Origin of the sequence: Pseudomonas cavernae, from assembly GCF_003595175.1 — a bacterium.
Taxonomy (GTDB): Bacteria; Pseudomonadota; Gammaproteobacteria; order Pseudomonadales; family Pseudomonadaceae; genus Aquipseudomonas; species Aquipseudomonas cavernae.
In genome coordinates this window covers 1074016-1098343 of sequence record NZ_CP032419.1, presented here as the reverse complement: position 1 = coordinate 1098343, position 24328 = coordinate 1074016, and the positions used below count along the sequence as shown (strand labels likewise).

At 61.9% G+C, this 24328-nt stretch carries 20 protein-coding genes and 1 pseudogene; 8 read left to right on the top strand and 13 right to left on the bottom strand.

Translation table 11 applies throughout. The features are described from left to right. Positions 1–112 precede the first annotated feature (112 nt). Entirely contained in the window at positions 113–1297 is a 1185-nt protein-coding gene (locus D3880_RS05065) for a glycosyltransferase family 4 protein (RefSeq protein ID WP_420800845.1), read from the top strand. Positions 1298–1615: 318 nt separating this feature from the next. Here the strand turns inward: D3880_RS05065 and D3880_RS05060 are convergent, their stop codons facing one another. The 5 genes from D3880_RS05060 to D3880_RS05040 all read right to left on the bottom strand — a co-directional run bounded on the left by D3880_RS05060 (position 1616) and on the right by D3880_RS05040 (position 5442). Next, positions 1616–2722, bottom strand: coding sequence for an NADH:flavin oxidoreductase (locus D3880_RS05060; protein ID WP_119892414.1), 1107 nt, complete (start codon positions 2720–2722; stop codon positions 1616–1618). A 57-nt stretch (positions 2723–2779) separates the two neighbouring features. Continuing rightward, positions 2780–3370: a TetR/AcrR family transcriptional regulator gene (locus D3880_RS05055; protein WP_238474405.1), complete on the bottom strand. Its 591-nt coding sequence runs from the start codon at positions 3368–3370 to the stop codon at positions 2780–2782. A 158-nt stretch (positions 3371–3528) separates the two neighbouring features. Next, positions 3529–4266 (bottom strand): nitroreductase family protein, encoded by a 738-nt coding sequence (locus tag D3880_RS05050; protein WP_119892412.1) that lies wholly within the window; start codon positions 4264–4266, stop codon positions 3529–3531. A gap of 135 nt (positions 4267–4401) precedes the next feature. Continuing rightward, positions 4402–4884 (bottom strand): glutathione peroxidase, encoded by a 483-nt coding sequence (locus D3880_RS05045; protein ID WP_119892411.1) that lies wholly within the window; start codon positions 4882–4884, stop codon positions 4402–4404. A gap of 72 nt (positions 4885–4956) precedes the next feature. Further along, a complete protein-coding gene (locus D3880_RS05040; RefSeq protein ID WP_119892410.1) occupies positions 4957–5442 on the bottom strand; it encodes an FKBP-type peptidyl-prolyl cis-trans isomerase in 486 nt (161 codons plus the stop codon). Here D3880_RS05040 and D3880_RS05035 point away from each other — a divergent pair. The 4 genes from D3880_RS05035 to D3880_RS05020 all read left to right on the top strand — a co-directional run bounded on the left by D3880_RS05035 (position 5411) and on the right by D3880_RS05020 (position 10225). After that, on the top strand, positions 5411–5743 hold the full coding sequence (locus tag D3880_RS05035; RefSeq protein ID WP_119895665.1) for a DUF3565 domain-containing protein: 333 nt from the start codon (positions 5411–5413) through the stop codon (positions 5741–5743). The genes D3880_RS05040 and D3880_RS05035 overlap by 32 nt on opposite strands. Before the next feature lie 5 nt (positions 5744–5748). Continuing rightward, entirely contained in the window at positions 5749–6936 is a 1188-nt protein-coding gene (locus D3880_RS05030) for an acetate kinase (protein ID WP_119892409.1), read from the top strand. A 117-nt stretch (positions 6937–7053) separates the two neighbouring features. Then, positions 7054–9168: a phosphate acetyltransferase gene (gene pta / locus D3880_RS05025; protein ID WP_119892408.1), complete on the top strand. Its 2115-nt coding sequence runs from the start codon at positions 7054–7056 to the stop codon at positions 9166–9168. 142 nt (positions 9169–9310) lie between these two features. Further along, positions 9311–10225 (top strand): acyltransferase, encoded by a 915-nt coding sequence (locus D3880_RS05020; protein WP_119892407.1) that lies wholly within the window; start codon positions 9311–9313, stop codon positions 10223–10225. A 117-nt stretch (positions 10226–10342) separates the two neighbouring features. Here D3880_RS05020 and D3880_RS05015 read toward each other — a convergent pair whose 3' ends face one another. Continuing rightward, the gene (locus D3880_RS05015; RefSeq protein ID WP_119892406.1) at positions 10343–11029 is read right to left on the bottom strand and encodes a YiaD family glycine zipper/OmpA-like lipoprotein; all 687 of its coding nucleotides are present in this window, start codon (positions 11027–11029) and stop codon (positions 10343–10345) included. Between the two features lie 85 nt (positions 11030–11114). Next, a complete protein-coding gene (locus D3880_RS05010) occupies positions 11115–11759 on the bottom strand; it encodes an MBL fold metallo-hydrolase (RefSeq protein ID WP_119892405.1) in 645 nt (214 codons plus the stop codon). A gap of 167 nt (positions 11760–11926) precedes the next feature. On the opposite strand from D3880_RS05010, the gene D3880_RS05005 reads away from it, so the two are divergent. Next, entirely contained in the window at positions 11927–12922 is a 996-nt protein-coding gene (locus tag D3880_RS05005; RefSeq protein ID WP_238474404.1) for a tyrosine-type recombinase/integrase, read from the top strand. A 799-nt stretch (positions 12923–13721) separates the two neighbouring features. Here D3880_RS05005 and D3880_RS05000 read toward each other — a convergent pair. The 3 genes from D3880_RS05000 to D3880_RS04990 all read right to left on the bottom strand — a co-directional run bounded on the left by D3880_RS05000 (position 13722) and on the right by D3880_RS04990 (position 18914). Continuing rightward, entirely contained in the window at positions 13722–16532 is a 2811-nt protein-coding gene (locus D3880_RS05000) for an RHS repeat-associated core domain-containing protein (RefSeq protein ID WP_119892403.1), read from the bottom strand. A gap of 17 nt (positions 16533–16549) precedes the next feature. Further along, positions 16550–18196, bottom strand: a complete 1647-nt coding sequence (locus tag D3880_RS04995; RefSeq protein ID WP_119892402.1) for a DUF6531 domain-containing protein — start codon at positions 18194–18196, stop codon at positions 16550–16552. A 118-nt stretch (positions 18197–18314) separates the two neighbouring features. Next, on the bottom strand, positions 18315–18914 hold the full coding sequence (locus tag D3880_RS04990) for a type II secretion system protein N (protein ID WP_119892401.1): 600 nt from the start codon (positions 18912–18914) through the stop codon (positions 18315–18317). 853 nt (positions 18915–19767) lie between these two features. Between D3880_RS04990 and D3880_RS22630 the strand changes: the two genes are divergently transcribed. Beyond that, a complete protein-coding gene (locus D3880_RS22630) occupies positions 19768–20481 on the top strand; it encodes a hypothetical protein (protein WP_162934938.1) in 714 nt (237 codons plus the stop codon). Between the two features lie 267 nt (positions 20482–20748). On the opposite strand, the gene D3880_RS04980 is transcribed toward D3880_RS22630, so the two are convergent. Both D3880_RS04980 and D3880_RS04970 read right to left on the bottom strand, forming a co-directional pair. After that, a complete protein-coding gene (locus D3880_RS04980; protein WP_238474438.1) occupies positions 20749–21480 on the bottom strand; it encodes a replication initiation protein in 732 nt (243 codons plus the stop codon). An 857-nt stretch (positions 21481–22337) separates the two neighbouring features. Further along, positions 22338–22403 (bottom strand): annotated as a pseudogene (locus D3880_RS04970) (MBL fold metallo-hydrolase); the annotation flags it as partial. A gap of 178 nt (positions 22404–22581) precedes the next feature. Between D3880_RS04970 and D3880_RS04965 the strand changes: the two are divergent. Then, positions 22582–23028 carry a 3'-5' exonuclease family protein gene (locus D3880_RS04965; RefSeq protein WP_119892397.1) on the top strand — a complete coding sequence of 149 codons (447 nt, stop codon included), beginning with the start codon at positions 22582–22584 and terminating at the stop codon, positions 23026–23028. Positions 23029–23206: 178 nt separating this feature from the next. Here D3880_RS04965 and D3880_RS04960 read toward each other — a convergent pair whose 3' ends face one another. Continuing rightward, complete coding sequence (locus D3880_RS04960; protein WP_119892396.1) at positions 23207–24226, bottom strand: AraC family transcriptional regulator; 1020 nt, start codon at positions 24224–24226, stop codon at positions 23207–23209. Positions 24227–24328 lie beyond the last annotated feature (102 nt).

The following is a 24328-nucleotide window of genomic DNA, read 5'->3' as shown; positions in this document are numbered from 1 at the left end:
CAGACGACACCGGCCCTGCGGCGGCACCTCGGCGCTTGGCCGGCCAACCGTCGTCATCTAACCGCCACAGGATTGCCACATGGGCGACACGGCCTCAGCCGAGACTGAGGCCATGAGCCTACCTGCCCTGCATATCGCCCTGATCAGTGACACCTTCACCCCGGAAATCAACGGCGTGGCCCACACCCTCGGCCACCTGTGCGCCGGCCTGCAGCAACGCGGCCATCGGCTGCAGCTGGTCCGTCCGCGCCGGAGCGACGAGCGCGGGGTGAAGAGCCACGATGACCTGCTACTGGTGCGCGGCTGGCCGGTGCCCGGCTATCCCGGCCTGCAGCTGGGCCTGGTGTCCATGCACAAGCTGTTGCGCCGCTGGAAACGCCAACGCCCGGACGTGCTGTACATCGCTACCGAAGGACCGCTTGGCCTGGCCGCCCTGCGTGCCGCGCGGCGCCTGCAAATTCCGGTGATCAGCGGTTTTCACACCAACTTCCAGCTGTACGGTGAACACTACGGCCTGGGCTGGCTGACGCGCCTGCTCACCGGCTATCTGCGCTGGTTCCACAACCGCTCGCAGCTGACCCTGGTGCCCAGCGGCAGCCAACGTCTGGAGTTGCAGCGCCGCGACTTCCAGCGCGTCGAGCTGCTCCTGCACGGAGTCGACAGCCAGCTGTTCCACCCGGCCAAGCGCTGCTCCGCGTTGCGCGCCGACTGGGGCCTGGGTGATGACGATCTGGTGGTGCTGCACGTCGGCCGGCTGGCGCCGGAGAAGAACCTCGGCCTGCTCGGTCGCAGCTTCCAGGCCCTGCAGGCCGCCCATCCGCAGCGGCGCATGAAGCTCGTGGTGGTCGGTGACGGCCCGCAACGCGCGACGCTCGAACAGGCGTTGCCACAGGCCTTGTTCTGCGGCGTGCAGCGCGGCGAGGAGCTGGCCCGGCACTTCGCCTCGGGCGATCTGTTCCTGTTCCCCAGCCTCACCGACACCTTCGGCAATGTGGTGCTCGAGGCGCTGGCCTCGGGGCTGGCGGTGGTGGCCTACGACCAGGCCGCCGCCGCCCAGCATATCCGCCACGGCCACAACGGTGCGGTGGCCAGCCCGGGCGACGAAGCCGGGTTCTGCGAGGCGGCCGGCTGGTTGCTGGACGACGCGGAAACCCTGCGCCGGGTGCGTCTGAATGCCCGCCAGCATGCCGGGCGGGAGGGTTGGGCGGCGATAGTGCAGCGCTTCGAGGACTACCTGCATGGCGCCTGCCGGCTCGCCGAGGCGCTGCCCGCCGCCCAGCCCAGCCAGATGCCCTGAACCAGCAGCCAGAACGATACGCCGCTCCGGCTCCCCTCTCCCATTTATGGGAGAGGGGATAGCAGAACCGTAGGTTGGGTTGAGCGCAGCGATACCCAAAACAGGCACCGATGGGTATCGCTGCGCTCAACCCATCCTCCCCATCGTTGACCTGACCGCCCCCCTCTCCCTAACCCTCTCCCCGGGGGGCGAGGAGACAAAAGCAAAGGCCTAATGCAGCGACACCTAACGGGGGCACAGCCATAAAAAAAAGCCCCGGGATCGCCGGGGCCAGAAGCAGGTACGCGGATCGAACCGCGCACCGGGGGTTGAACAGGATCAGACCAGCGAGGCCAGCGCCGCGCGGCTGAACGGCAGGATGTCCTGCTGACGGCCTTCACGCACCTTCAGCGCCCAATCCGGGTCGACCAACAGCGCACGGCCGACCGCCACCAGGTCGAACTCCTGCTTGTTCAGGCGCTCGAGCAGGGCCTCGATGCCGGCCGGCTGCGCCACTTCCTCGGTGTTGGTGAAGAACTGCACGAACTCGCTGCCGGACAGGCCGACGCTGCCGACGGTGATGGTCGGCTTGCCGGTCAGCTTGCGCGTCCAACCGGCCAGGTTGAGGTCGGAACCCTCGAATTCCGGCTCCCAGAAGCGGCGGTTGGAGCAGTGGAAGATGTCCACGCCGGCCTCGGAAAGCGGCTTGAGGAAAGCTTCCAGCTCGGCCGCGGTCTGCACCAGGCGGGCGCTGTAGTCCTGCTGTTTCCACTGCGAGAAGCGGAAGATGATGGTGAAGTCCGGGCCAACCGCGGCACGCACGGCCTGGATCAGTTCGATCGCGAAGCGCGAGCGGTTGGCCAGGCTGCCGCCGTACTGGTCGGTGCGCTTGTTGCTGCCGTCCCAGAAGAACTGGTCGATCAGGTAGCCGTGGGCGCCGTGGATCTCCACGCCGTCCATGCCGATGGCCTGGGCGTCCTTGGCGGCCTGGGCGAAGGCGGCGATGACCTCGTCGATGTCCTGCTGGGTCATCTCGTGGACGATTTCCACGCCATCCTTGCTCTTGCCGCTCGGGCCGTAACCGGGAACGCTGGCGTCCGGCTCGACGCCCAGGCGACGCACCGCGCCGACGTGCCAGAGCTGCGGAACGATCTTGCCGCCTTCGGCGTGCACGGCGTCGACCACCTGCTTCCAGCCGGCCAGGGCGTCCTCACCGTAGAAACGCGGCACGTGCGGGTAGCCGTTGGCGGCCTGGTGGCCGACGGTGGTGCCTTCGGTGACGATCAGGCCGACGCCGGCGGCGGCGCGGCGGCGGTAGTACTCGACCACCTGAGCGTGTGGTATGCCGCCGGGCGTCAGGTTACGGGTCATCGGCGCCATGACCACACGGGTCGGCAGCTCCAGATTGCCGAGGCGGAAGGGTTCGAACAGCGCTTGTACGGTCATGCGAGTCTCCTGAATGCCGGCCAGATGACCGGTCGTCTCGTTAAGGGCGTTTTAAAATCAGGCCCGGAGCAAACGCTCCAGGCGCTCGACGAAGGCATGGATGGGCGCAGTGTTGCCGACTTTCAGGCGGGCCAGCGCGCCTTGCCAGGCGCTGCCGATGAACACCGCCAGATTGGCGCAGTCCTCATCGGCCGGCAGTTCGCCGGCGGCCTGGGCTTGTTCCAGACAGCGCTGGAGAGTCGCCACCGAGCGCAGCATCACCGCTTCCACCTGCGCGCCGACGGCCGGCAGCAGTTCGGCCATCTCGAAACTCAGGCTGCCGATGAAGCAGTGGTACTCGAGCTTTTCCTGGCGTTCGAAATGCGCCAGCAGCTCGCGGTAGTAGCCGAGGATGCGCGTCCGCGGGCTCAGTTGCGGATTGCCCAGGGCCTGGGCGTAACGTGTCAACCGCGGGGTGTAGACGTGCTCCAGCGCCTGCAGGGCGAAATCTTCCTTGCTGGCGAAGTAGTGGTAGAAGGAGCCCTTGGGGATGCCCGCGGTCTGGACGATCTCCTGCACGCCGGTGCCGTGATAACCGCGCCGGGTCATCACCTCGGCGCCTTTGGCGAGGATCAGGTCACGCTTGTCGAGTCGGATGCTGGTGTTCATGGCCGGCAGAATATGACCGGTCGTCTCGCCCGCCCAGCACTATTGACCTAAGTGATTGCGGATCAGAAGCCGCGCGCCTTGTGGAAGTCGGCACGCGGACAATCCAAGCGCACGGCCTGCCCCCTCTCCCATTCATGGGAGAGGGGCGTCGCCAGCCGTCACAACCAGGTGACGTGCTGCTCCAGCGGGAAGCGCAGGCGCGGGTTGTAGATCGCCCGTTCGCCCTGGCGGCCGACCGCGAGGAGCATGATCGGGATCGCCTGGCGCGGGATGTCCAGCACCTTGCGCAGGCGCACCTCGTCGAAGCCCTCCATCGGGCAGGAGGTGTAGCCGTGGCTCTGGAACGCCAGCATCAGGTTGGAGGCGGCCAGCGCGGTGGACTTCACCGCCCACACGCGCATCTCGGCCTGGCTGTTCGGCTTGCGCATCAGCGCCTTGCGCAGGCCGACCAAGCGCACCAGCTGGCGTTTGAACAGGCCGAGCAGGCCCAGCGGCCCCTGGTTGTACTGGAACAGCGCCTTGCCGGTATAGAACGCGCGGGTGATTTCCGGAATCTTCTCCTGCGGCCAGTACTCGAGGATGTTGGCGCAGGCCTCGCGCCAGGTGTCCGGGCGCGCCAGCACGGCGATCAGCAGCGGCGCCTTGGCCGCGTTCTGGCCCATGCACACCGGCACCAAGCGCTTGAGCAGTGCCGGGTCGCGGATCACCTGAAAGCTCCAGGGCTGCAGGTTGCAGGAACTGGGCGCCAGCACCGCCATTTCCAGGCAGTCGCGAACCACCTCGTCCGGCACCGGCTCGGCGGTGAAGCGGCGCACCGAGCGGCGGCTTTCGATTAGCGCGCGCAGGGCGGCCGGCGAGGCGTGGGCAATGGAATCATCGGTGGAGAAGCTGGTCATGGGTCGGCATCCTTGATGCAAGGGCTCAATTAAGCCCGCCGACCATGGCGAGCGACAAGCGCGGGAAGGGACAAAAGGAGGTTTTGGCGCAAAAGGCCTAGTTCCGGCCGGCATTGCGCCGGCCGGAAACGTCGATCAGCCGAGGGCCTTCTCGATCGCCTGGATCAGCGCCGGATCGTCCGGCGCGGTGCGCGGCGAGAAGCGTCCCAGCACGCGACCATCCTGACCGACGAGGAACTTCTCGAAGTTCCAGGTGATGTCGCCGGGAAACTCCGCACCCTCGCCCACCAGCAGGCGATACAGCGGATGGCGGGCGGAACCATTGACCTCCAGCTTGCTGCCCAGCGGGAAGCTGACGCCGTAGTTGAGGCTGCAGAACTCGCGGATTTCCTCGTCGCTGCCCGGCTCCTGGGCGGCGAACTGGTTGCACGGCAACCCCAGCACGCTAAAGCCCTGCTCGCGGTACTGCTGGTAGAGGTTTTCCAGGCCGGCGTACTGCGGCGTCAACCCACACTTCGAGGCGACATTGACCACCAGCACCACCTGGCCCTTGAAGGGCGCCAGCGGCAAATCCTGACCGTCCAGCGCGCGTAGATTGATGTCGTGAAAGGCACTCATGTCGATCTCCCCATAGCGGACAAAAAAGGCGCCCGTGGGCGCCTTTCCAGTGAACTCAGCTTAGCAGCTGAATCAATGGTGGTGACCACCTTCGCCATGAATATGACCATGGGCGAGCTCTTCGGCGCTGGCCTCGCGCACGGCGACGACCTTGACCTGGAAGTTCAGGCGCTGACCGGCCAGCGGGTGGTTGCCGTCGACGATCACGTCGTCGCCTTCGATGTCGCGGATGGTGACGATCTGCATGCTGCCGTTCGGCGCCGAGGCGTGGAACTGCATGCCGACTTCCAGCTCGTCGACACCTTCGAACATGCTGCGGTTGAGGGTGCTGACCAGCTCGGCGCTGTATTCGCCGTAGGCTTCTTCCGGTTCGATGGCCACGCTCAGCTCGTCGCCGGCTTGCTTGCCGACCAGGGCTTTTTCCAGACCGACGATGATGTTGCCGGCACCGTGCAGGTAGACCAACGGGGCGCCGCCTGCGGAGCTGTCGATAACCTCACCGGCGTCGTTGGTGAGGGTATAGTCGATGGAGACGGCCTTGTTGGCGGCGATCAGCATGAGGGCGAAACCTTTGCGAAAGAATGAGGAACGGGCAAGTTTAACCAAGCAGGCGGCTGAAAGCGAACCGCCGGCGGACGGACGGCCCGAGGCCGGCAGCGCACAAATCATCGACTTCAAACAGGATGAAGACGGCCATTGGGTAGCCGTGCTGTCCTGCGGTCATACTCAACATCTGCGCCACCAGCCGCCCTGGCAATCGCGGGCCTGGGTACAGGACCCGAAGCTGCGCAGCGCCCAGCTCGGCTCAGCGTTTATCTGCGGCTGGTGTGCTCAGGAGCGCAACGCCGATAAGGAGTAGTACAGATGCCGGCACGCAACATCCTGGTGATCAACTGCGGCAGCTCGTCGATCAAGTTCGCCCTGGTCAACGAAGCCCACTCGCAATTCACCCTCAGCGGTATCGCCGAATGCCTGGGGCATCACGACGCCGTGCTGCAGTGGCAACGTGGCGGTGAAAAGGACAGCCTGATGATCCCCAATGCCGATCATCGCGCCGCCCTGTCGCAACTGCTGCCGCTGGTCCAGGGCGCGGCCGGCGGCAAACTGCATGGTATCGGCCATCGGGTGGTGCATGGCGGCGAGCGCTTCACCCGCGCCCAGCGCATCGACGCCGCGGTGCTCGAGGCGATCCGCGCCACCGCGCCGCTGGCACCGCTGCACAACCCGGCCAACCTGCTCGGCATCGAGGCGGCGCTCAAGCTCTACCCCAACCTGCCGCAGGTGGCGGTGTTCGACACCGCCTTCCACCAGACCCTGCCCGAACACGCCTACCGCTATGCCCTGCCGGAGGCGCTGTACCGCCAGCACGGCGTGCGCCGCTACGGCTTCCACGGCACCAGCCACCGCTATGTCAGCCACCGTGCCGCGGACATGGCCGGACTGTCGAGCGGCGACAGCAGCTGGCTGTCGGCGCACCTGGGCAATGGCTGTTCGACCTGCGCCATAGTCAACGGCCAGAGCCGCGACACCAGCATGGGCCTGACTCCGCTGGAAGGCCTGGCGATGGGCACCCGCAGCGGCGATGTCGACCCCAACCTGCATAGCCACCTGGCCCGCACCCTGGGTTGGAACCTGGAGCGGATCGAGCGTCTGCTCAACCACGAGAGCGGCCTACTCGGCCTGTCCGGGCTGTCCAACGATATGCGCAGCCTGGAGCAGGCGCGCGACCAGGGTCACGCCGGCGCCACCCTGGCCATCGAGGTGTTCTGCTATCGCCTGGCGAAATCTCTGGCGGCCATGAGCTGTGCCCTGCCGCAGCTGGACGGCCTGATCTTCACCGGCGGCATCGGCGAGAATTCGCCGCTGGTGCGCAGCAAGACCGTGGCGCACCTCAAGCTGCTCGGCCTCAGCCTCGACAAGGAGGCCAACGCCCGCTGCATCCGCGGCGTCGCCGGGGCGATCCAGAGTTACGGCCACCCGCGGGTGCTGGTGGTGCCGACCAACGAAGAGCGGCAGATCGCCCTGGATACCCTGGCCCTGCTCGATGGCTGAATGGGCCGTAGGGTGGATGTCGCTTTTTACATCCACCGCTATGGTGGTGGAAAAGGCTTCGCGGTTTTCCACCCTACCGCTCTGATCACCACCCGTTTGCCCCACCAAGGAAGCGCCATGCAAACCTTCTTCCTCGCCCCCACCGGCTTCGGTGTCGGCCTCACCTCCACCAGCCTGGGCCTGGTCGGCGCCCTCGAGCGCGCCGGCCTGAAGGTCGGCTTCTTCAAGCCGATCGCCCAGCCGCATGCTGGCGACCAGGGCCCGGAGCGCTCCAGCGAGCTGATCGCCCGCACCCACGGCCTGCACTCGCCCAAGCCGCTGGCGCTGACGCAGGTCGAACGCATGCTCGGCGACGGCCAGCTCGACGAGTTGCTGGAGCAGATCATCAGCCTTTACCAGCAGGCGGCGCAGGACAAGGACGTGGTCATAGTCGAGGGCATGGTGCCGACCCGCCACGCCAGCTACGCGGCGCGGGTCAACTTCCACCTGGCCAAGAGCCTGGATGCCGAGGTGATCCTGGTGTCGGCGCCGGAGGACGAGCCGCTCGGCGAGCTGGCCGACCGCATCGAGATCCAGGCCCAGTTGTTTGGCGGCCCGCAGGACCCGAAGGTGCTCGGCGTGATCATCAACAAGGTGCGCGACGGCGACGGCGTCGCGGCCTTCGCCGAGCGCCTGCGCGAGCTCTCGCCGCTGCTCAGGACCGAGGCCTTCCGCCTGCTCGGCTGCGTGCCCTGGCAGGCCGAGCTGAACGCCCCGCGCACCCGCGACATCGCCGACCTGCTCGGCGCACGGGTGCTCAACGCCGGCGACTACGAGCAGCGGCGCATGCTCAACATCGTGCTGTGCGCCCGCGCCGTGGCCAACACCGTGCAACTGCTCAAGCCCGGCGTGCTGGTGGTCACCCCCGGCGACCGCGACGACATCATCCTCGCCGCCAGCCTGGCGGCGATGAACGGCGTGCCGCTGGCCGGCCTGCTGCTGTGCAGCGACTTCCAACCCGACCCACGGATCATGGAACTCTGTAGCGGCGCCCTGCACAGCGGCCTGCCGGTGCTCACCGTGCAGACCGGCTCCTACGACACGGCGACCAACCTCAACCGCCTGAACAAGGAAATCCCGGTGGACGACCGCGAACGCGCCGAGCGGGTCGCCGACTTCGTCGCCGGGCATATCGACTACGAATGGCTGCGCGCCCGCTGCGGCGAGCCGCGCGAGCTGCGCATGTCGCCGCCGGCGTTCCGCTACCAGCTGGTCAAGCGTGCGCAGGCAGCCAACAAGCGCATCGTCCTGCCCGAGGGCAGCGAGCCGCGCACCGTGCAGGCGGCCGCGATCTGCCAGGCGCGCGGCATCGCCCGCTGCGTGTTGCTGGCCAAGCCCGAGGACGTCCAGGCCGTGGCCACCGCGCACGGCATCGAGCTGCCCGCCGGATTGGAAATCCTCGATCCCGACCTGATCCGCGCGCGTTACGTGGCGCCGATGGTCGAGCTGCGCAAGAGCAAGGGCCTCAACGCACCGATGGCCCTGGCGCAGCTGGACGACACGGTGATGCTCGGCACCATGATGCTGGCCCTGGAGGAGGTCGACGGCCTGGTCAGCGGCGCCATCCACACCACCGCCAATACCATCCGCCCGGCGCTGCAGCTGATCAAGACCGCGCCCGGCTACCAGTTGGTGTCCTCGGTGTTCTTCATGCTCCTGCCGGACCAGGTGGTGGTCTACGGCGACTGCGCGGTGAACCCCGACCCGACGGCCGAGGAACTGGCGGAGATCGCCCTGCAGAGCGCCGACTCGGCCAGCGCCTTCGGCATCGAACCGCGGGTGGCGATGCTCAGTTATTCCACCGGCGATTCCGGCAGCGGCGCGGAAGTCGACAAGGTGCGCGCGGCCACTCAGCTGGCCCGCAGCGCGCGCCCGCAGCTGCTGCTCGACGGCCCGCTGCAGTACGACGCCGCGGCGATCGCCAGTGTCGGCCGCCAGAAGGCGCCGGACAGCCCGGTGGCCGGGCGCGCCACGGTGTTCGTGTTCCCCGACCTGAACACCGGCAACACCACCTACAAGGCGGTGCAGCGCAGCGCCAACTGCATCAGCGTCGGGCCGATGCTGCAGGGCCTGCGCAAGCCGGTGAACGACCTGTCGCGCGGCGCGCTGGTCGACGACATCGTCTACACCATCGCGCTTACCGTTATTCAAGCAGCCGCCATGCAGGCCGCGGCCAAGGGTGATCAAGCGTGACTGTCCGGTCCGGACCCAGGCTTGCAGTTCAGTGCACAAGCGTTAACTATTGCGCGCCAAAATGCTCCACGGCCAGGGAACATGGCCGCTTCATCACCCCGGCGCGCCCGCCGTGCGCCCTACCTAGAGGTCTGAGTCCCTCATGCTGAGCTTTCTGCCTGCCCCGCTGCGCGGCACCCTGGCCGCGCTGCTGCTGATCGCCAACACCCTGATCTGGTGCTGGTTCCTGTTCCTCATCGCGCTGATCAAGCTGTGCGTGCCGGTCAAGACGATGCGCAAGGCGTTGAACCAGCTGTCGAACTGGGTCGCCGAAGCCTGGATCGCCGGCAACAGCGGCTGGATGTGGCTGACGCAGAAGACCGCCTGGAACCTCAACGGTCGCGAGCAGTTGAAGCACGACGGCTGGTACCTGGTGACCAGCAACCACCAGAGCTGGGTCGACATCATCGTCCTGCAGCACACGCTGAACCGGCGCATGCCGTTCTTCAAATTCTTCCTCAAACAGGAACTGATCTGGGTGCCGGTGATTGGCCTGTGTTGGTGGGCGCTGGATTTCCCCTTCATGAAGCGTTACAGCAAGGCTTACCTGGCCCGGCACCCGGAGAAACAAGGGCAGGACACCCTGACCACGCGCCAGGCCTGCGAAAAATTCCGCGACGTGCCGGTGGCGATCTTCAACTTCCTCGAGGGCACCCGCTTCACCCAGGCCAAGCACGACGAGCAGGGCTCGCCGTTCCGCTACCTGCTCAAACCCAAGGCCGGCGGCATCGGCTTCGTCCTCGACGCCATGGGCGACCAGCTGAAATCGCTGGTGCACATCACCATCCACTACCCCGACGGCAACCCGAGCTTCTGGGACTTCCTCTGCGGCAAGGTGCGCCAGGTGGTGGTGCGCTACCACCGCCAGGACATCCCGCAACAGTTCCTCGGCAACGACTACAACAACGACGAGGCCCATCGCCTGGCCTTCCAGCAGTGGGTCAACCAACTGTGGCAGGCCAAAGACCAGGAGCTCGAGCGCCTGCACCGGGAATACCCGCCGGCCGCCAAAAACTGAACCGCGCCCATGAAAAAGCCCGCCAATCGGCGGGCTTTTTTGTGCTCCCCTCCCATTTATGGGAGAGGGGCTGGGGGAGAGGGAAACACCGGCAACGCGGCCCGTCCCAACGACCCGTTACTGAACCTGTGCGCCCTGCGCGCCTGGCAGCGGCCGCAGGGTCACTTCGACCCGACGGTTCTGCGCTCGGCCATCGGTCGTGGCGTTGCTGGCCACCGGCTGGTCAGGGCCCATGCCGCGGGTGCTGACTCGCGAGGCATCGACGCCCTGGGCGGTCAGGTAACCGGCCACGCTCTGCGCGCGGCGCTGCGACAGGTCCATGTTGTGCGCATGGCTGCCGGTGCTGTCGGTGTGGCCGACCACTTCGATGCTGTTCTGGTTGTATTGCTTGAACGAGTTCGCCAGGTTGTTCAGCGGGCTGTAGAAGCTGCTGGCGATATTCGCCGAGTCGGTGGCGAAGGTGATGTTGCCCGGCATGATCAGCTGGATGGTGTCGCCCTGGCGCTGCACTTCCACACCGGTGCCCTGCATGCTGCGGCGCAACTCGGCTTCCTGCTTGTCGGCGTAGTAGCCATAGCCGGCACCGGCGGCACCGGCGACGGCGGCACCGATCAGCGCGCCCTTGCCACGGTTGTCGTGGTTGATCGCCGCACCGGCCACCGCACCGGCCAGGGCGCCGAGCGCGCCGTACTTGGCGGTCTTGTTGGAGCTCGGCTCCTGGGTGTCATAGGGATTCTGCGAGGCGCAGCCGGCCAGCAGGGCAACGGCGGTGGCGGCGATGATCAAACGACGCGAAACGAACATGGACTGGACTCCTGGATATTTTTCGCCGCTCTCGGCGGCTGGCGATTAGAACCTATTTGCGGCCAGAAATTCCGTGGCCAACGCCTCAGGCGCGAATAAAGGGATTCTCGCGCATCTCGTCGCCGAGGCGGGTGTCCGGGCCGTGACCGGTGACCACCGTGGCCTCCTCGTCGAGGCTGTACAGGCGCTGCTTGATCGAGCGCTCGATGGTGGCGTAGTCGCCGCCCCACAGGTCGGTGCGGCCGATGCCGCGCTTGAACAGGGTGTCGCCGGCGATCAGCAGCTTGGCCGCGGGGAACCAGAAGCTCATCGAGCCCGGCGTGTGCCCGGGGGTGTGCAGCGCCACGCCGCAGCCGCAGGCCAGCTCTTCGTCGTCCTTGAGCCACTGGTCCGGCGCCGGCACCGGGCTGTAGGGCACGCCGAACATGTTGCACTGCATCTCCAGGTTGTCCCAGAGGAACTGGTCGCCCTGGTGCAGGTGCAGGGTCGCGCCGGTCTGCTCCTTCATCTGCCCGGAGGCGAGGAAGTGATCGAGATGCGCATGGGTGTGGATGATGCTCACCACCTTGAGGCCGTGCGCCTCCAGGCGCGCCATGATCAGCTCGGGATTGCCGCCCGGATCGACCACGATGGCCTGCTTGGTCACAGGGTCGCCGATGATGGTGCAGTTGCACTGCAAAGGCCCTACGGAGAATGTTTCGCGGATTAGCGCGGTCTTTGCGGCTTCCATGGGTGTTCCTGTAGGATTGATGGCACAATTTTGGCACAGTGCGGTTGAAGATGGCGACGTTCAGGAAGAAAGGCCCTTACCAGTGGCACGCCCAAATCAGACGTAAAGGGTGGCCCCAACAGACCCGCACATTCAATACCCTGGCAGAGGCAAAAACCTGGGCGACCATGATCGAGCGCGAAATGGATGCCGGCATATTCGTCAGCCGCAACGAAGCCGAGGCCACCTCTTTCTCCAGCGCGCTGGAGTTGTACGCCAAGGAGGTGACTAGCAAGAAGCGCAGCAGCGCCTCCGAGCTATCGCGCATCCAGGCCATGCAACGCCACCCACTGGCACTTCGCTCGCTTGCCAGCATTCGTGGCTCCGACATGGCCACTTACCGTGACATGCGCCTCGAAGAAGGCATGGCTCCCTCCACCGTGCGCCGCGAGCTGGCCCTGATCTCTCACGTATTCACTATCGCCCGCAAAGAGTGGCGCATGGAATCACTGAGCAACCCCGTCGAACTGATCCGCCAACCGAGCGTGGATGATGCCCGCGAACGGCGAATCCTCAGCGCAGATGTGTGGACGCGCAAAGACGGGAAGCTGGTATGCGAGCACCTGGACGAGCTGGAAATGATCTGCCGCCACTCTCGCTCGGCCGAGCTGCCAAAGATTGTCGCCTTCGCCGTGGAATCGGCGATGCGCCGTAGCGAAATAACTGGCCTGCTTCGCACCAACGTAAACCTGGACAAGCGGGTCGCCCTACTTCCCGTAACCAAGAACGGCTCTGCCCGTGGCGTGCCCCTTTCCAGCAAGGCAGTGGAGATACTGGAAAGTCTCACCGAACGAGACGATGGACGCTGCTTTAAGAGCCGGCCGGACTCAATCACCAAGGCATTCGCGGACGCTATCGCCGATGCACGTAGCACATACACAATAGGGCTAAGCCTCCACCTCAAACAGAAGAAGCTCTCTCAGGATAAGATCGACAAGCGCATCAGCGACGACCCGTTTCTGATGGATCTGCGCTTCCATGACCTACGCCATGAAGCCACCTCGCGCCTGGCCGAAATTTTCCCGCTGCACGAGCTAACCAAGATTACCGGTCACCAGGACACACGAATGCTAATGCGCTACTACCACCCCCGAACCGAAGACCTTGCAAAAAAACTTACTTAATGGCGCGAAAGGTTTGCTCACCGCAAGGGGGCGATGACCAGCAAGGCGTTCAGTTCTTTCCGGCACAGGGTATCAACCCTAACCAGCAGGCCGTATTAAATCTTCCGGCCCCCACAGGTGTAGGCGCTGCCCCAACCTGAACACCCTGCTGGCGGAACGTGATACTTAAAACCGAAAAAGCCTGAACACCCTGCTGCATAAGTTGATACGGCTAGCGTGAGTGAGTCTTCAGGATTGAGCAGACTCCACGACGCCAGGGCGCGAGACGCCGCCACTCTGCAGGTAAGACAATTGGAGCCCGGAGGGACACATCGGGGATTTGGGATGGCGCGCTACGGCTAGAAGGTAAGCCGTAGCGGTCTGTTACACGCGGGTCAGGTGACCCGCTCTACAAGGCTACGGACTTTCACCTTCGAATCTTAAGTAATCTGATATCAATTTCAGATCTTGCTCGTCCCAGCCTAAATCTTGATTGTTCAGCGCCTCTTTCAATGAAACCCCGAGCTTTGACTTGACGGTCTCCTGCCTTAAGTCCTGAACTCTGACTCTCGTTGAAAAGAGAGCTATTTGATGCAGAACTGAGCATATAGCGTCATGCAGGTTGCGCATGAGCACTTCCTCTTGGGAGCCTATATGTCTCTCCCCCAAATCATCAGCTAGCTTTCCTAAACCTTCGACACTATAAAGAGGTGTGCTAATAAGACCAGGGGGAGTGATCTTTAGATCAACCTCAATTGGCCACTCTTTGATAGCTCGCTTGAATAGTATGTCAAAGGAGTATGGCGTCGTATTATGCATATTACTTTCTCACTCTGCCGTCCGGCCAAACACTATTTGGTGTTTTCCCTTTCTCCCACGATTTTTTGTCGGGCCACCGTTTCCATTGATCCCCTCCATGACTAGATGTGTCACGCTCCCAGACAGAGCCATCATCAGAATTGACCTTGGCTCCAGTACCTTTTACAGGGCGGAATTTATCACGAGAGTTATCAGGGTTCTCTGGGTACGGTGCATCAGGAGCTGTATCTGCACCACTGTTATCATCAGATGATTCATTAAATAGGTTTCGACACATGTTGTATGTGTCTTGAATCAGACTGCCAGCTGCGGCACCTCCCGCAGCACCCCACGCACCACATTCGGCTGCCGCCGGAGCGGCACAAGCTAGTGCGCCAGGACCTGCTGGGGAGCAAAGCGCGCCTGCTGCCGCACCGCAGACCAATGCTCCTGTGGCCCCGCCAAGAACTCCTCCAGCAACAGCCCCTTCGGCGGCTAAACCGTACTGGTCAGTAAACTTAAACGGATTCCCCTCCACATACCCATAGGTATTCAGCCCCCCATTCAACCCAATCGGATCACTCTCGACATAGCGCCCGGTCTGCGGGTCGTAATCGCGGAAGTAGTTGTAAGACAGCCCACTTTCGCTGTCGAAGTACTGCCCTGGGAAACGGAGATTGATGCTCAGCGAGCCCGTTGTTGCATCATTTCCGAAAGCATCGGATTTCCAGCGCCAGACTTCCTGGCCAGCCTGGTTGGTCGCCAGGCGTGGGGTATTGAGGTGGTCGGCGTGCAGATAGAAAGCAGTGCTAGCGGTGACGGCACCATTGGCATCGTAGGTCAGGGTCAGCCCCCCAATGGGCAGACTATCCAGCCACAAGTAGTACTGGCTACCGAGCTTGGCGCCTGCAGTGCTGTAACTGGTTTCGCCGAGCAGTTGTCCATTCGGACCGTAGAGAAAGGTGGTAATCGTCGAGCCGGTGATTTTGTGGGTGCGCTGACCGAGAGCGTTGTAGCGGTACTCGGCGACGACACCGCCACTGATCTTGACCTTGGCCAAACGCCCTTGAGCGTCGTACTCCAGTTCGCGGTTGGCGCGGTCCTGAGTGAGATTACCCGTTGCGTCGCTGGTCACTGCCTGGCTATCGATCTGAGTCAGCCGATTGCTAGTGGAGGCATAGCTCAACGTGCTGGTGGTGCTGCTCTGCGGCACACCGTTGTCTAGAACGGTGACAGTCTTGGATGTCCGATTGCCAACCGCGTCGTAGCCGTAGCCTTTCCGCTCGGTGGCGTGCTCCTCGCTGGTTAGCCGGTCCAGCGCGTCGTAACCGTACAGTAGGTCACCGAACAGCCCGCTTTGCAGACTCTCGATGTTGCTGTTGGCGTCGTAACCATACGTGGCTTGCCATGGGCCGACGCTCTGCTGGGTGAGCCGGTAGTCCTGGTCGTAGCTCCGCGAGAGGGTCAGACCATTGGCCCAGGTCAGGCCGTTCAGTGGACCGAACGGCAGATAGCTGATGCCGGTGGCAAAGGCGGAGGGAGTCTGGCCGTTAACAACAATGTCCACTTCGCTGACCTGGCCAGCGCTGTTGCGCTGGTACTCCACCGCAAAACCCGCCGGATAAGCGATGCTGGTCAGTTGATTTGCACCGTCATAGGCATATTCCAGGCTGTCGTAGGCAGGGTTGCCCGCCACATCCATCGAACGGATCTGCTCCACCAAATTACCGCGGGCATCGTAGTGGTAACCCAGCACGCCGCTAGCGTCCTGCACGGCGGTCAGGCGCCCAACGCCGTGGTTGCCGCCAGCCGTCATGTCGTAGTGGTACTGCACGTTGAGCGCCGGAGTCGCGGGGTACTGACGACCCGTTAGACGGTTGAGCGCATCGTAGCTGTAGGTTGTGACCACCCCACGAGCATCGGTCCTACTGATCACATTGCCGGCGGCGTCGTGTGTGTAGGTGGTGGTTCCGCTGTCCGGGCTGATCAGTTGGGTCAGGTTGCCCAAGCCGTCGTACTGATACTGGGTCACCACACCGCGAGGGTCGGTAACCTGAGTCAGGTTGTCCTGACCGTCATAGCCCAGGGCTGTGACCCCATTGAGGGGATCGGTGTTGGATACCAGGCGATTGAGCGCGTCATAGCTGCTGGTGGTGCTATGCAGCTTGGGCGTGGTGCTGAGAATGGGGTTGTCATTGAGGTCGTAGCCAAACTGTTGAGTCTGACTCTGCGCTCCAATCGATCGGAGTAGGCGACCGAGTTCGTCGTAGGCCCAAGTCTGCTGCTGAGTGAGGGTGCTGGAAGCATTCTTCAGCCGTTGGGCCGTACGGTTGCCCATAAGGTCGTAGTCGTACTCGATCTTCTCACCCAAGTTATTGGTAATGGCGGTCAACCGACGGGCACCGTTCCACGTGTACTGCAGGAAGCTGCCGTCGCCGCGGGTGACCTTGGTGATCTGGCCAATGGCGTCATGCTCGAAACTGGTGGTGCTGCCGCCGGAACTGACTGAAGCCAACCACCCCTGTGGGGTATAGGTCAGCGTGGAGGTGACGTTGTTTGCATCGACCACCGTTTGCGGACTGCCATAACTGTTGAAGCTCGACAGTTGAGTGATGTGGCCTAGCGCGTTGGTCACCTGGGTCAAGCGGCCCTGGGCGTCATACGCGTACGTGGTGACGTCGTTGACGTCAGTGCGCGGGCCATCGGCAGTTTCGACCAGGCCAAGGCTGTTGTAGGTGTAATTCCAACTGCGGTCTGTGGCTTGGGCTGTGGAAAGGCCCAACGCTGCTGCCAGAGCCACACCGAGCAAGTTAGTGCGATGCACGATCTTCATGATTCAGTTCCTTCTGATCAGAGCGCAGTGATGGTTTGGCTGAGCACGTTTCCTTGGGTGTCGTATTCGAAGTGCAGAACACGTTCCGGCTCGGTAATCGTCACTGGCTTATAGAAAGTCGTATGCCATTCGGTGGTAATGGTGCGGGCCTGCGGCGTCCCAGATGCTTCGGTCCGTGAGTTCTCCAAACCACGAGCGTCGTAGGTATAGGTAGTGACGTAGCCCTTGTTGTCCGTACGGGTCGCGATCAAGCCGCGGGTGTTGTACGTGAACGTGGAATTACTGCTCGGGCAGTTGGCCGAAGCAGCGCCCGCCAACGAGGTGATGCGCTGGGCACCCGCAACAGCCTGGAAGGTATAGGTAGCCTGCTTGTTCAGGGGGTTGGTGACCGTTGTCGAGCCGTTGCCGTTGTAGGCGAACAGGTACTTGTTCTGAACGCCGTTCAACTCGTTGCGGATCACCCGCCCTTGAGCGTCGTAGGCCCAAGTGACATAGCGGATATTGCGTTCATCGGTAATGCCGGTGAGCCAGCCGCCTTCTCGCGTGTCTTCATAGTGGTAGGTGCGGGACTTGCTCTGCCCGCCCTGAGTGCGGGTTACCGTGGTCACCCGTCCAGCAGTGCTGTAGGTGTATGCCACCGAGAGCGAGCCTGCCGTCAACCCGGTCAGGCGCTTCGCCGTATTGAAGGTGAGCGTCATGGTGCGGGCGAGCGAGTCGGTGATCACGATGTTGTTCGTGCCGTAGGTCAGGGTCTCGTAAGAGCCATTGGCGCGGTCGATACGAGTCAGCTGCCCGGAGGTGTTGAAGTGCAGGTGCTCGTTGTAGGTGTTGTCGTAACGCCAGCCGGAAGCTGTCTGCTCGAGCACGCCCAGTTCTTTCGGGGAGGCGGTGACCACACTGCCACTGCGAGTGAAGAGGCTTTCGCGACCATCGGTGTTGATCAGCATCACCTTGGTGGGTGCAATCTTCAGCTTGGCCGAGTACGTGTGAGTCCAGTTCGCGGTCCGGCTGTTGTAGTACCGGGCGAAGTTCATCTGCGAGCCCGGCTGGCCCGGGTAGTCCATCTCGACTTGGTAGCTGTTGCCGTTCGACACATTGACCGGATCGGCTTTGCTGAGGCTGGGTGCGCCGGGGCTGGCTAACGCTGGTTCGGCAGACTGGACGGGGCAGGTACCCGGTAAATCAGGCGCCCCCAAGCCGGCGGTCTCTGGGCAGAGCAGCTCAGCCGGGCGAGGATAGAACACGGGGCCTGCAAACACATCGAAGTGCGTTTGCTTGGCAACCGCATAGCTGCTGGCTGCGACTCCATCGACCGAGCCGGTGAAGTTGTCATGCAGCAACACTGCGTGGGTTTTGCACGTATTGGAGAACGCGCGCTTCAGATTTGGATTGCTCGACTTGAGGGTATCGAGCATCTGATCGGGCGTGTACCAAGCGCTGGTCTCGGTCCACTTGATTACAACACCTCCAGAGCATTGCAAACCCGCGATGTTGTACAGGTACTCGCCCAAACCATTCGGCGTTTGAGGAGCGGCATAGACTTCAGTACCGAAGAAGCTCACACCGCCGGTCGTGCAGTTGGAAGCGGCGAAGCTGGAAGGGTGGGTGAGTGTGCAAGCGAAGAATGCCAAACCGAGCAATAGCCCGCGAGGGGAACGGTCCATGTTCAATATCCTGCCGTGGATGTGGTGTGCTGAGAGGCTAGATAGCGATTTGCAGTCCTTCCACCTGGGAATGCCAACTACCTCGCAAAATGTTTCGCGCCACACACCTGGCAAGTCGTTATTGCTCGGAGTTCATACCTTGCAGCAGGAGCTCGAATCTGCGCCGGGCCTGCTTAGCCATCTGCACTGCGGGTAGCTTGCCCAGCTGTGCAGTGCTGAACGCCGGATACGCGGCTTGATCTCCGCCACGAAGACTCAGACGCGCTTCCTTCGCTCGGGGAAAGAGCAATAGCTCCGTGACGCCTTCACGCAGAATGACCGCATGTTGGGGATGAACGCTCTCAAGGCGGATCCCCGGCATCACCTCTTGCCCCACGAGAACGCGTTGCGATGGCTTGCCGGACACCTTGATCAGTGCAGTAGAGCGGTCTCCTTGGGCACTCACAAAACTTCCCATGAGCGTCAAAGGCAAGCTGGTACTACGGGGCGGAGCATTAGGTGCGGCGGCAGTCCCGAACAGTCCACTGAGCTGCACCAGGTCAACGGCACCACGGCTAGGAGCGGGCGACGTTGCGACGGTTTGAGGTTGCTCAGTCAGGAGCGCTCTCCATTGCTGAAGCTGGTGAACCAGGCTGAATATCATAAGCAAACAGACCGCGCCGAATGCCAGCAGCGGCGTGAGGCGGTAGTACCACAGTCGCATAGCTACGCGCTTCATTCAGTCGCAAATCCCTTTTGCTGAGAAAACGACTAACACTGTAATGCCCGGCAAGAACCCTGCCTACCTACATAGCCGCAAGCAGTGCGAGGTCCGCAATGGGTCGATCTCTGCCCATCGCGTCTCCACCTTCTACTGGTCAAGTCGGATGCAAGTGGTGGTAAGCACGAGTGCAACTAAGCGGCCAAGTAAATGCAATTACGCATATGACTGTCTAACATCAACAAAAAGAAGCAGTGCCAGCGTAACCCAGCAGAAATCCCACCAGCGGTGCTGAACGCAATCCAAGCCCTCAATCAAGGTCATTGGACGCTTTGCCCCCTGCAGCCACTTGGGCAGTCAAACTTGAGCATGGTCTGTAGCCTGAGCCAAAAGGTAGCCTAGATAGGTTTGCTAATCGCGAACCTGTTTATTGGCCGAAATCCTCTCCCGCGCCTTAGCCACGTTGTCCAGGGCAAGCCATAGAGTCCCTGGCGTAGGATCATCAAGAGCGGCCTGCAGGTAGGCCCGAATAGTCTCCTCATCCTCAATGTGGGCGACCACGTCAAACGGCCGTAGCTTCTGACTGGACAACGTTTTCTCCCTCCATATTTCGCACCGCGAAAATCCTGTTGAGCCATAGGCGAATAAAGCAGGTGGTGAAGTAGACGGTAGGCCTACCTCACACATCCTGCCCTTAATTCTAAGACGACAATCGCAAGAGGCCTTGTCATTCTCCTGCAATTAACATGCATTTTTACGTCATCCCTGCGCACTTATACGTCACTCTCACGTCACTTGCTTGCAACTAGGCACGTATCAAATTCGTTTCGTGCAACACAACGCAAAGCACTGTTGACCAACGCAACAGCCGATGAATATATTGACTACCAACCAACGCATTACGACCCGCCATATGCCAGCACCAACAAACAGAAAAATCCAAATAAAACTGCGAACAATCGCACTCATGAACACACTAAGAATTGAGGTTAGAGCTAAAAACCCTCACCAATTCAGTATATGGATTCAAGAGAATGCCTCAAATCTTAGCTGGCCAGACTTAGTTGACTCCAACCGGCTTTACAAGTACTTCAAAGGCAATGTCAGCCGCCATCCTGATCAGATACTAAAAATGCTTGACCAAATTTTTGGCAATATCGAAAATAAGTACTGGAGTGGACCAGAAGGACTATGGACTGCCCTATGGGGAGACACCCAAAATCTATCAGAAAACATCAAAAATACATGCAAAATTTCAGAAAAAGACTCTATAGAAAATGCAATAAACAAATTTTTTATGACAATCCTCGTCCATGGAGAAAGCTCCCTGCTTTCGTCACTTTCAATATATAGGTTTTTGTCAATCACAGATCCTTATTCAAGATTCTCGGACGGAAATGGTTTTTCAAGAGCCCACAATGCATATGAACAAACCCTTAAAAACTTAGAAACGACCGAAGCAAAGAGTAGGCTTACTGCACTTGGGGTATTTGAAGCCGTGAGACAAGAGATCATCGAGATAGAGAGAGCGCGGATTGCTCTTAAGCCCGCCTGGGTCACTTCGCTAGAGTTCGCGCGCCTGTAGCCATGAGCGAATGCAGCTAATACCCGGAGGACCACCTGCTCGGAGAAAAAGTTATCCACAGGCTTGATTGGTAGATATAGGGTAGAAGAAAGGTAGAGAGCATTTATCACCTCTACAACCCACGCCAGCCGGGGCTTACAGTGCAAGGGAACGAATGCAACCCCGATGCCGGTGGAACGCAACCCCGATTAAAATGGAATCCAACCCCGATGCTGGTGGAATCCAACCCCGATGCTGGTGGAATGCAACCCCGATGGCTGCGCTGCGCTACAGCCGCACCCACACAACCTGCTCTTCCCCCTTGGAACTCATCTCGATGCGCGCAGCAGCAATGATCTCAACGCGCTCCAGCTCTTGCATGGCAGCCTTGAGTGACATTCTGAACTTGCACATCGGGCTGAAATACTGCAAACGCTCCTTCAGCCAGCTCAATCGAAAGCGCTGCACAGATTCATCAGAGGTACACACCAATCGCTGCAAAGCCTTGGCGATGTCCTGCCCCTTGCGAATCCGCAATCGCTTCTCCCAGTCGATCAACGCATATTCGCTGTTTCCATAAAGGAGCTGCCACCTCGGGTCGATAGAGATCGTGTAGCACTCACGCGCGGGGTCATAAGCGAACTTGTCGAGCATGTGCAGAGACTCGGCTTTACCGACATCAAGCTTGGGTTTGCCTTGCTTGGTCGTCTCGACAACAAGCATCGCAAAGGTCAAAGCCTTCATCGTTCGGTGCAGCCATTGATACTCGTAATTTCCGGTTTTCCTACCGATTGCTTTCAGCAACTTGGCACGATTGATAGGCACTGGCTCCCCCAGCGGAGCCTTTATGGCCTCGTACATCAACTGCATCCAAACATCAGCCTGAGTCTCATCCAACTGCTCGCCCCAGTAAGTTAGGACTGCATCCTTTCGACTGACCAGCACGGTCGCCTTGTGCATCTGCTTCGCTCCCCGCGCCACAGGGGCAAACAAACTGGAGCGTGCAATATGGTTAGGCATTGCCCGGTAAAATTCATGGAGGCCTGGCAAGAACAGTCGACGAGGAGCGGGCTGAACCCGCTCCTTAACCGGCGCAGATCTCCGGATGCACTCCAGGCGAGCTGCAAGCGAAACCGGAACAGCAGAACGCTCTTGGTTCATCGAACCACACGCCGCTGACGGCTAACCTGCTCTGCCTTGGTTGGGCGTCCCCGTCTAACAGACTCCGAAGCGGTAGAAGGAACAGTTACGTCCGCGATGACTACATGCTCTGCCAGCCACTTCTCCACATCCTCCACCCGCCACAGCAACCTTTTAGTGCCCGGCAGCCGGCAAATCGGAGGAAGAGCTAAGGGATTGCGCGTAACGTCACTACGGATGCTCGCTACTGACTTTTGCAGATAGAGGGAAAGCTGATCGACGGTAAGCAGAGCTTGCATGGCCTGGCACTCGTATCAGCCAGATCACGATTCGTGCTCTTGGCTGCATTGGTTTGCGAATGCCGCCAGATTCATGCAACGCGCTACAGGACTCACGGTACGGTTTGCGGGGATTTCTTACCAATTGACAGTGCTAGCCAGTTCATAGGGGAGGCAGGCGTGCCACAGATGAAATCTGCATGAAGCGGGGAAGAACCGCTGACTACCAGGCAGGCCTTCTGTATCTAGCAACAACCAGGCAAAGGACGTGAGGTATCGCTTCTCAGGGGGGAAGAATCACTCCTTCTCTTTGGCACAAAACTGGCACACCCAATGCGCCAAACACTGCAAAAAAGCGCGTGTTATTGCATCACACTGCAACAACACAACCTGTTGATTCTAAATATAAAAACAACAAAATCCCTTTAAAATCAGCTACCTAAAAACTTATCCATGAATGCAGTTGCACTGCAGCGGGCCGACCGGGAAAGTTTCGCGAATTAGCGCGGGTTTTGCGGCGTCCATGGGGATTCCTTGCAGATGAATGGCACATTTTGCCGCACTGCGCTTGACGATGGCGACAAGCAGGACGACAGGCCTACAGCTGTGGCGGGTTAAAATCGGGGGTAAAGCTTGGCCCCATCGGCCCCGGACTTTCAACACTCAGGCCGCAACCAAGGCCTGGGCTAAACGGGAGCGCCCCATGCGCGCGATCTATATCGACACCGAGTTCACTCAGCTGAGCCCGGCCCGGCAGTTGATCTCCCTGGCCCTGGTCGACTCGGCCGGCGCCGAGTTCTACGTTGAGCTGACTGACACCTGGCACGAGGACGACTGCTCCGACTTCGTCAGGGACATCGTCTTGCCGCAACTGGATGGCCAGCGCTACGGCATGCCCAGCCGCGCAGCCTGCCAGGCGCTGCACGGTTTTCTCGCGGGGCTGGGCGAGGTGGAAATCGTCGGCGACGCACTCGCCTGGGATTGGCCGCTGTTGCTCGAACTGCTGGGCCCGGCGGGCCTGCCGGCCAACGTCACGGGCTGCCGGCAGGTCGACGACCCGCTCGCGGCGCTGCCGGCCGACGCGGTGCCGCATCACGCCCTGCTCGATGCACGCCTACTGTGTGCGCTGTGCGAAACGGCGGCGGAATAGCCTACAGTGCGTAGCCGGAGGTAATCCGGGGAAACACACAGTCCCGCCTCCCGGATTGCCTCCGGGCTACAGGGTCCCCGCCTTCGCGGGGACGACGGTGGGGGCGGAGAGCCTTCCCTCAGCTCGTCATTCCCGCGCCGGCCCGCAGGGGAATAATCCAGAGCACTCGCGGAGCTGATCAGGCCTCGGCCCGATAGTCGCTCGGCAACTTGCCCGTCCATTTCTTGAACGCCCGGCGGAAGTTCGAGGGGTCGCTGAAGCCGAGCAGGCTGGCGATCTCGAACAGCGGCAGGTGGGTGGTGCCGAGGTACTCCAGCGCCAAGCGCTTGCGCACGTCGTCGAGCACCTGCTGGTAGCTAGTGCCCATGTCCGCCAGATGCCGGCGCAGGCTGCGGCCGCTGGTGTGCAGCGCGCGGGCGGCGCTGTCGAGGTCGGGGAAGTCGCCGGGGCGGGCCAGCAGCAGGCGGCGCACGCGGGTGAGCAGGGCGTCCTGCACATCCAGGCTGGCCAGCAGCGCCTCGCACTGCTGCTCGCACATCTGCACCGTGGCCGGGTTGGCCAGCGCCATCGGCCGCTGCAGATAGGCGCGCGGCAGGCTCAGGCGGTGGTAGGGCTGCTCGAAGGCCACCGGCGCGGCGAATACCGCCTGGTAGCGCGGCGCATAGGACGGTGGCGGATAGGCGAAACCGACCTGCACACCCTGCAGCTCGCCGCCGACCAGGAAGCGCGCGATGGTGTACAGGCTGGTCAGCAGGCTCTCGGCGGCGAAGCGGTTGAGCGCGCCCAGCGGCATCGACTCGCTGGCGCGCAGCTCGACACAGTCGCCGTCCTCGACCATCTCCAGCTCGAAGGTCAGGCCAAGCACCCGGTAGTATTTGAGGGCGAACTGGATGGCCTTGCCGAGGTTGGCGCTGGACAGCACCGCATAGCCGAGGATGCCGTGGGTCGAGACGTTCAGGCGCTGGCCGAGCACCAGGCCCAGGGCCGGCTCGTCGCTGCGCAGCATCACCGCGCTGACCAGCAGGTTGAAGTCGATGAACGACAGGCGCCCGTTCGGGTTGCCCAGCACCTCGGGCTTCAGGCGTGCGGCGGCGAGCAGTTCGGCGCGGGCGATGCCCCACTCCCCGGCCAGTTGCAGCAGGGCCTCGACATAGGCCAGGGGTACCAGTTCGGCGCTGAAGTTGAGCGGCTGTTTCATGGTCGGCTCTTATAAATGCAGGACAAATGGCCGGATCTGCCACGCCGATTGGCCGCTATCGCCTTGTCGACCGATGCCGACAAGCCCATAGTCGGACCAGCG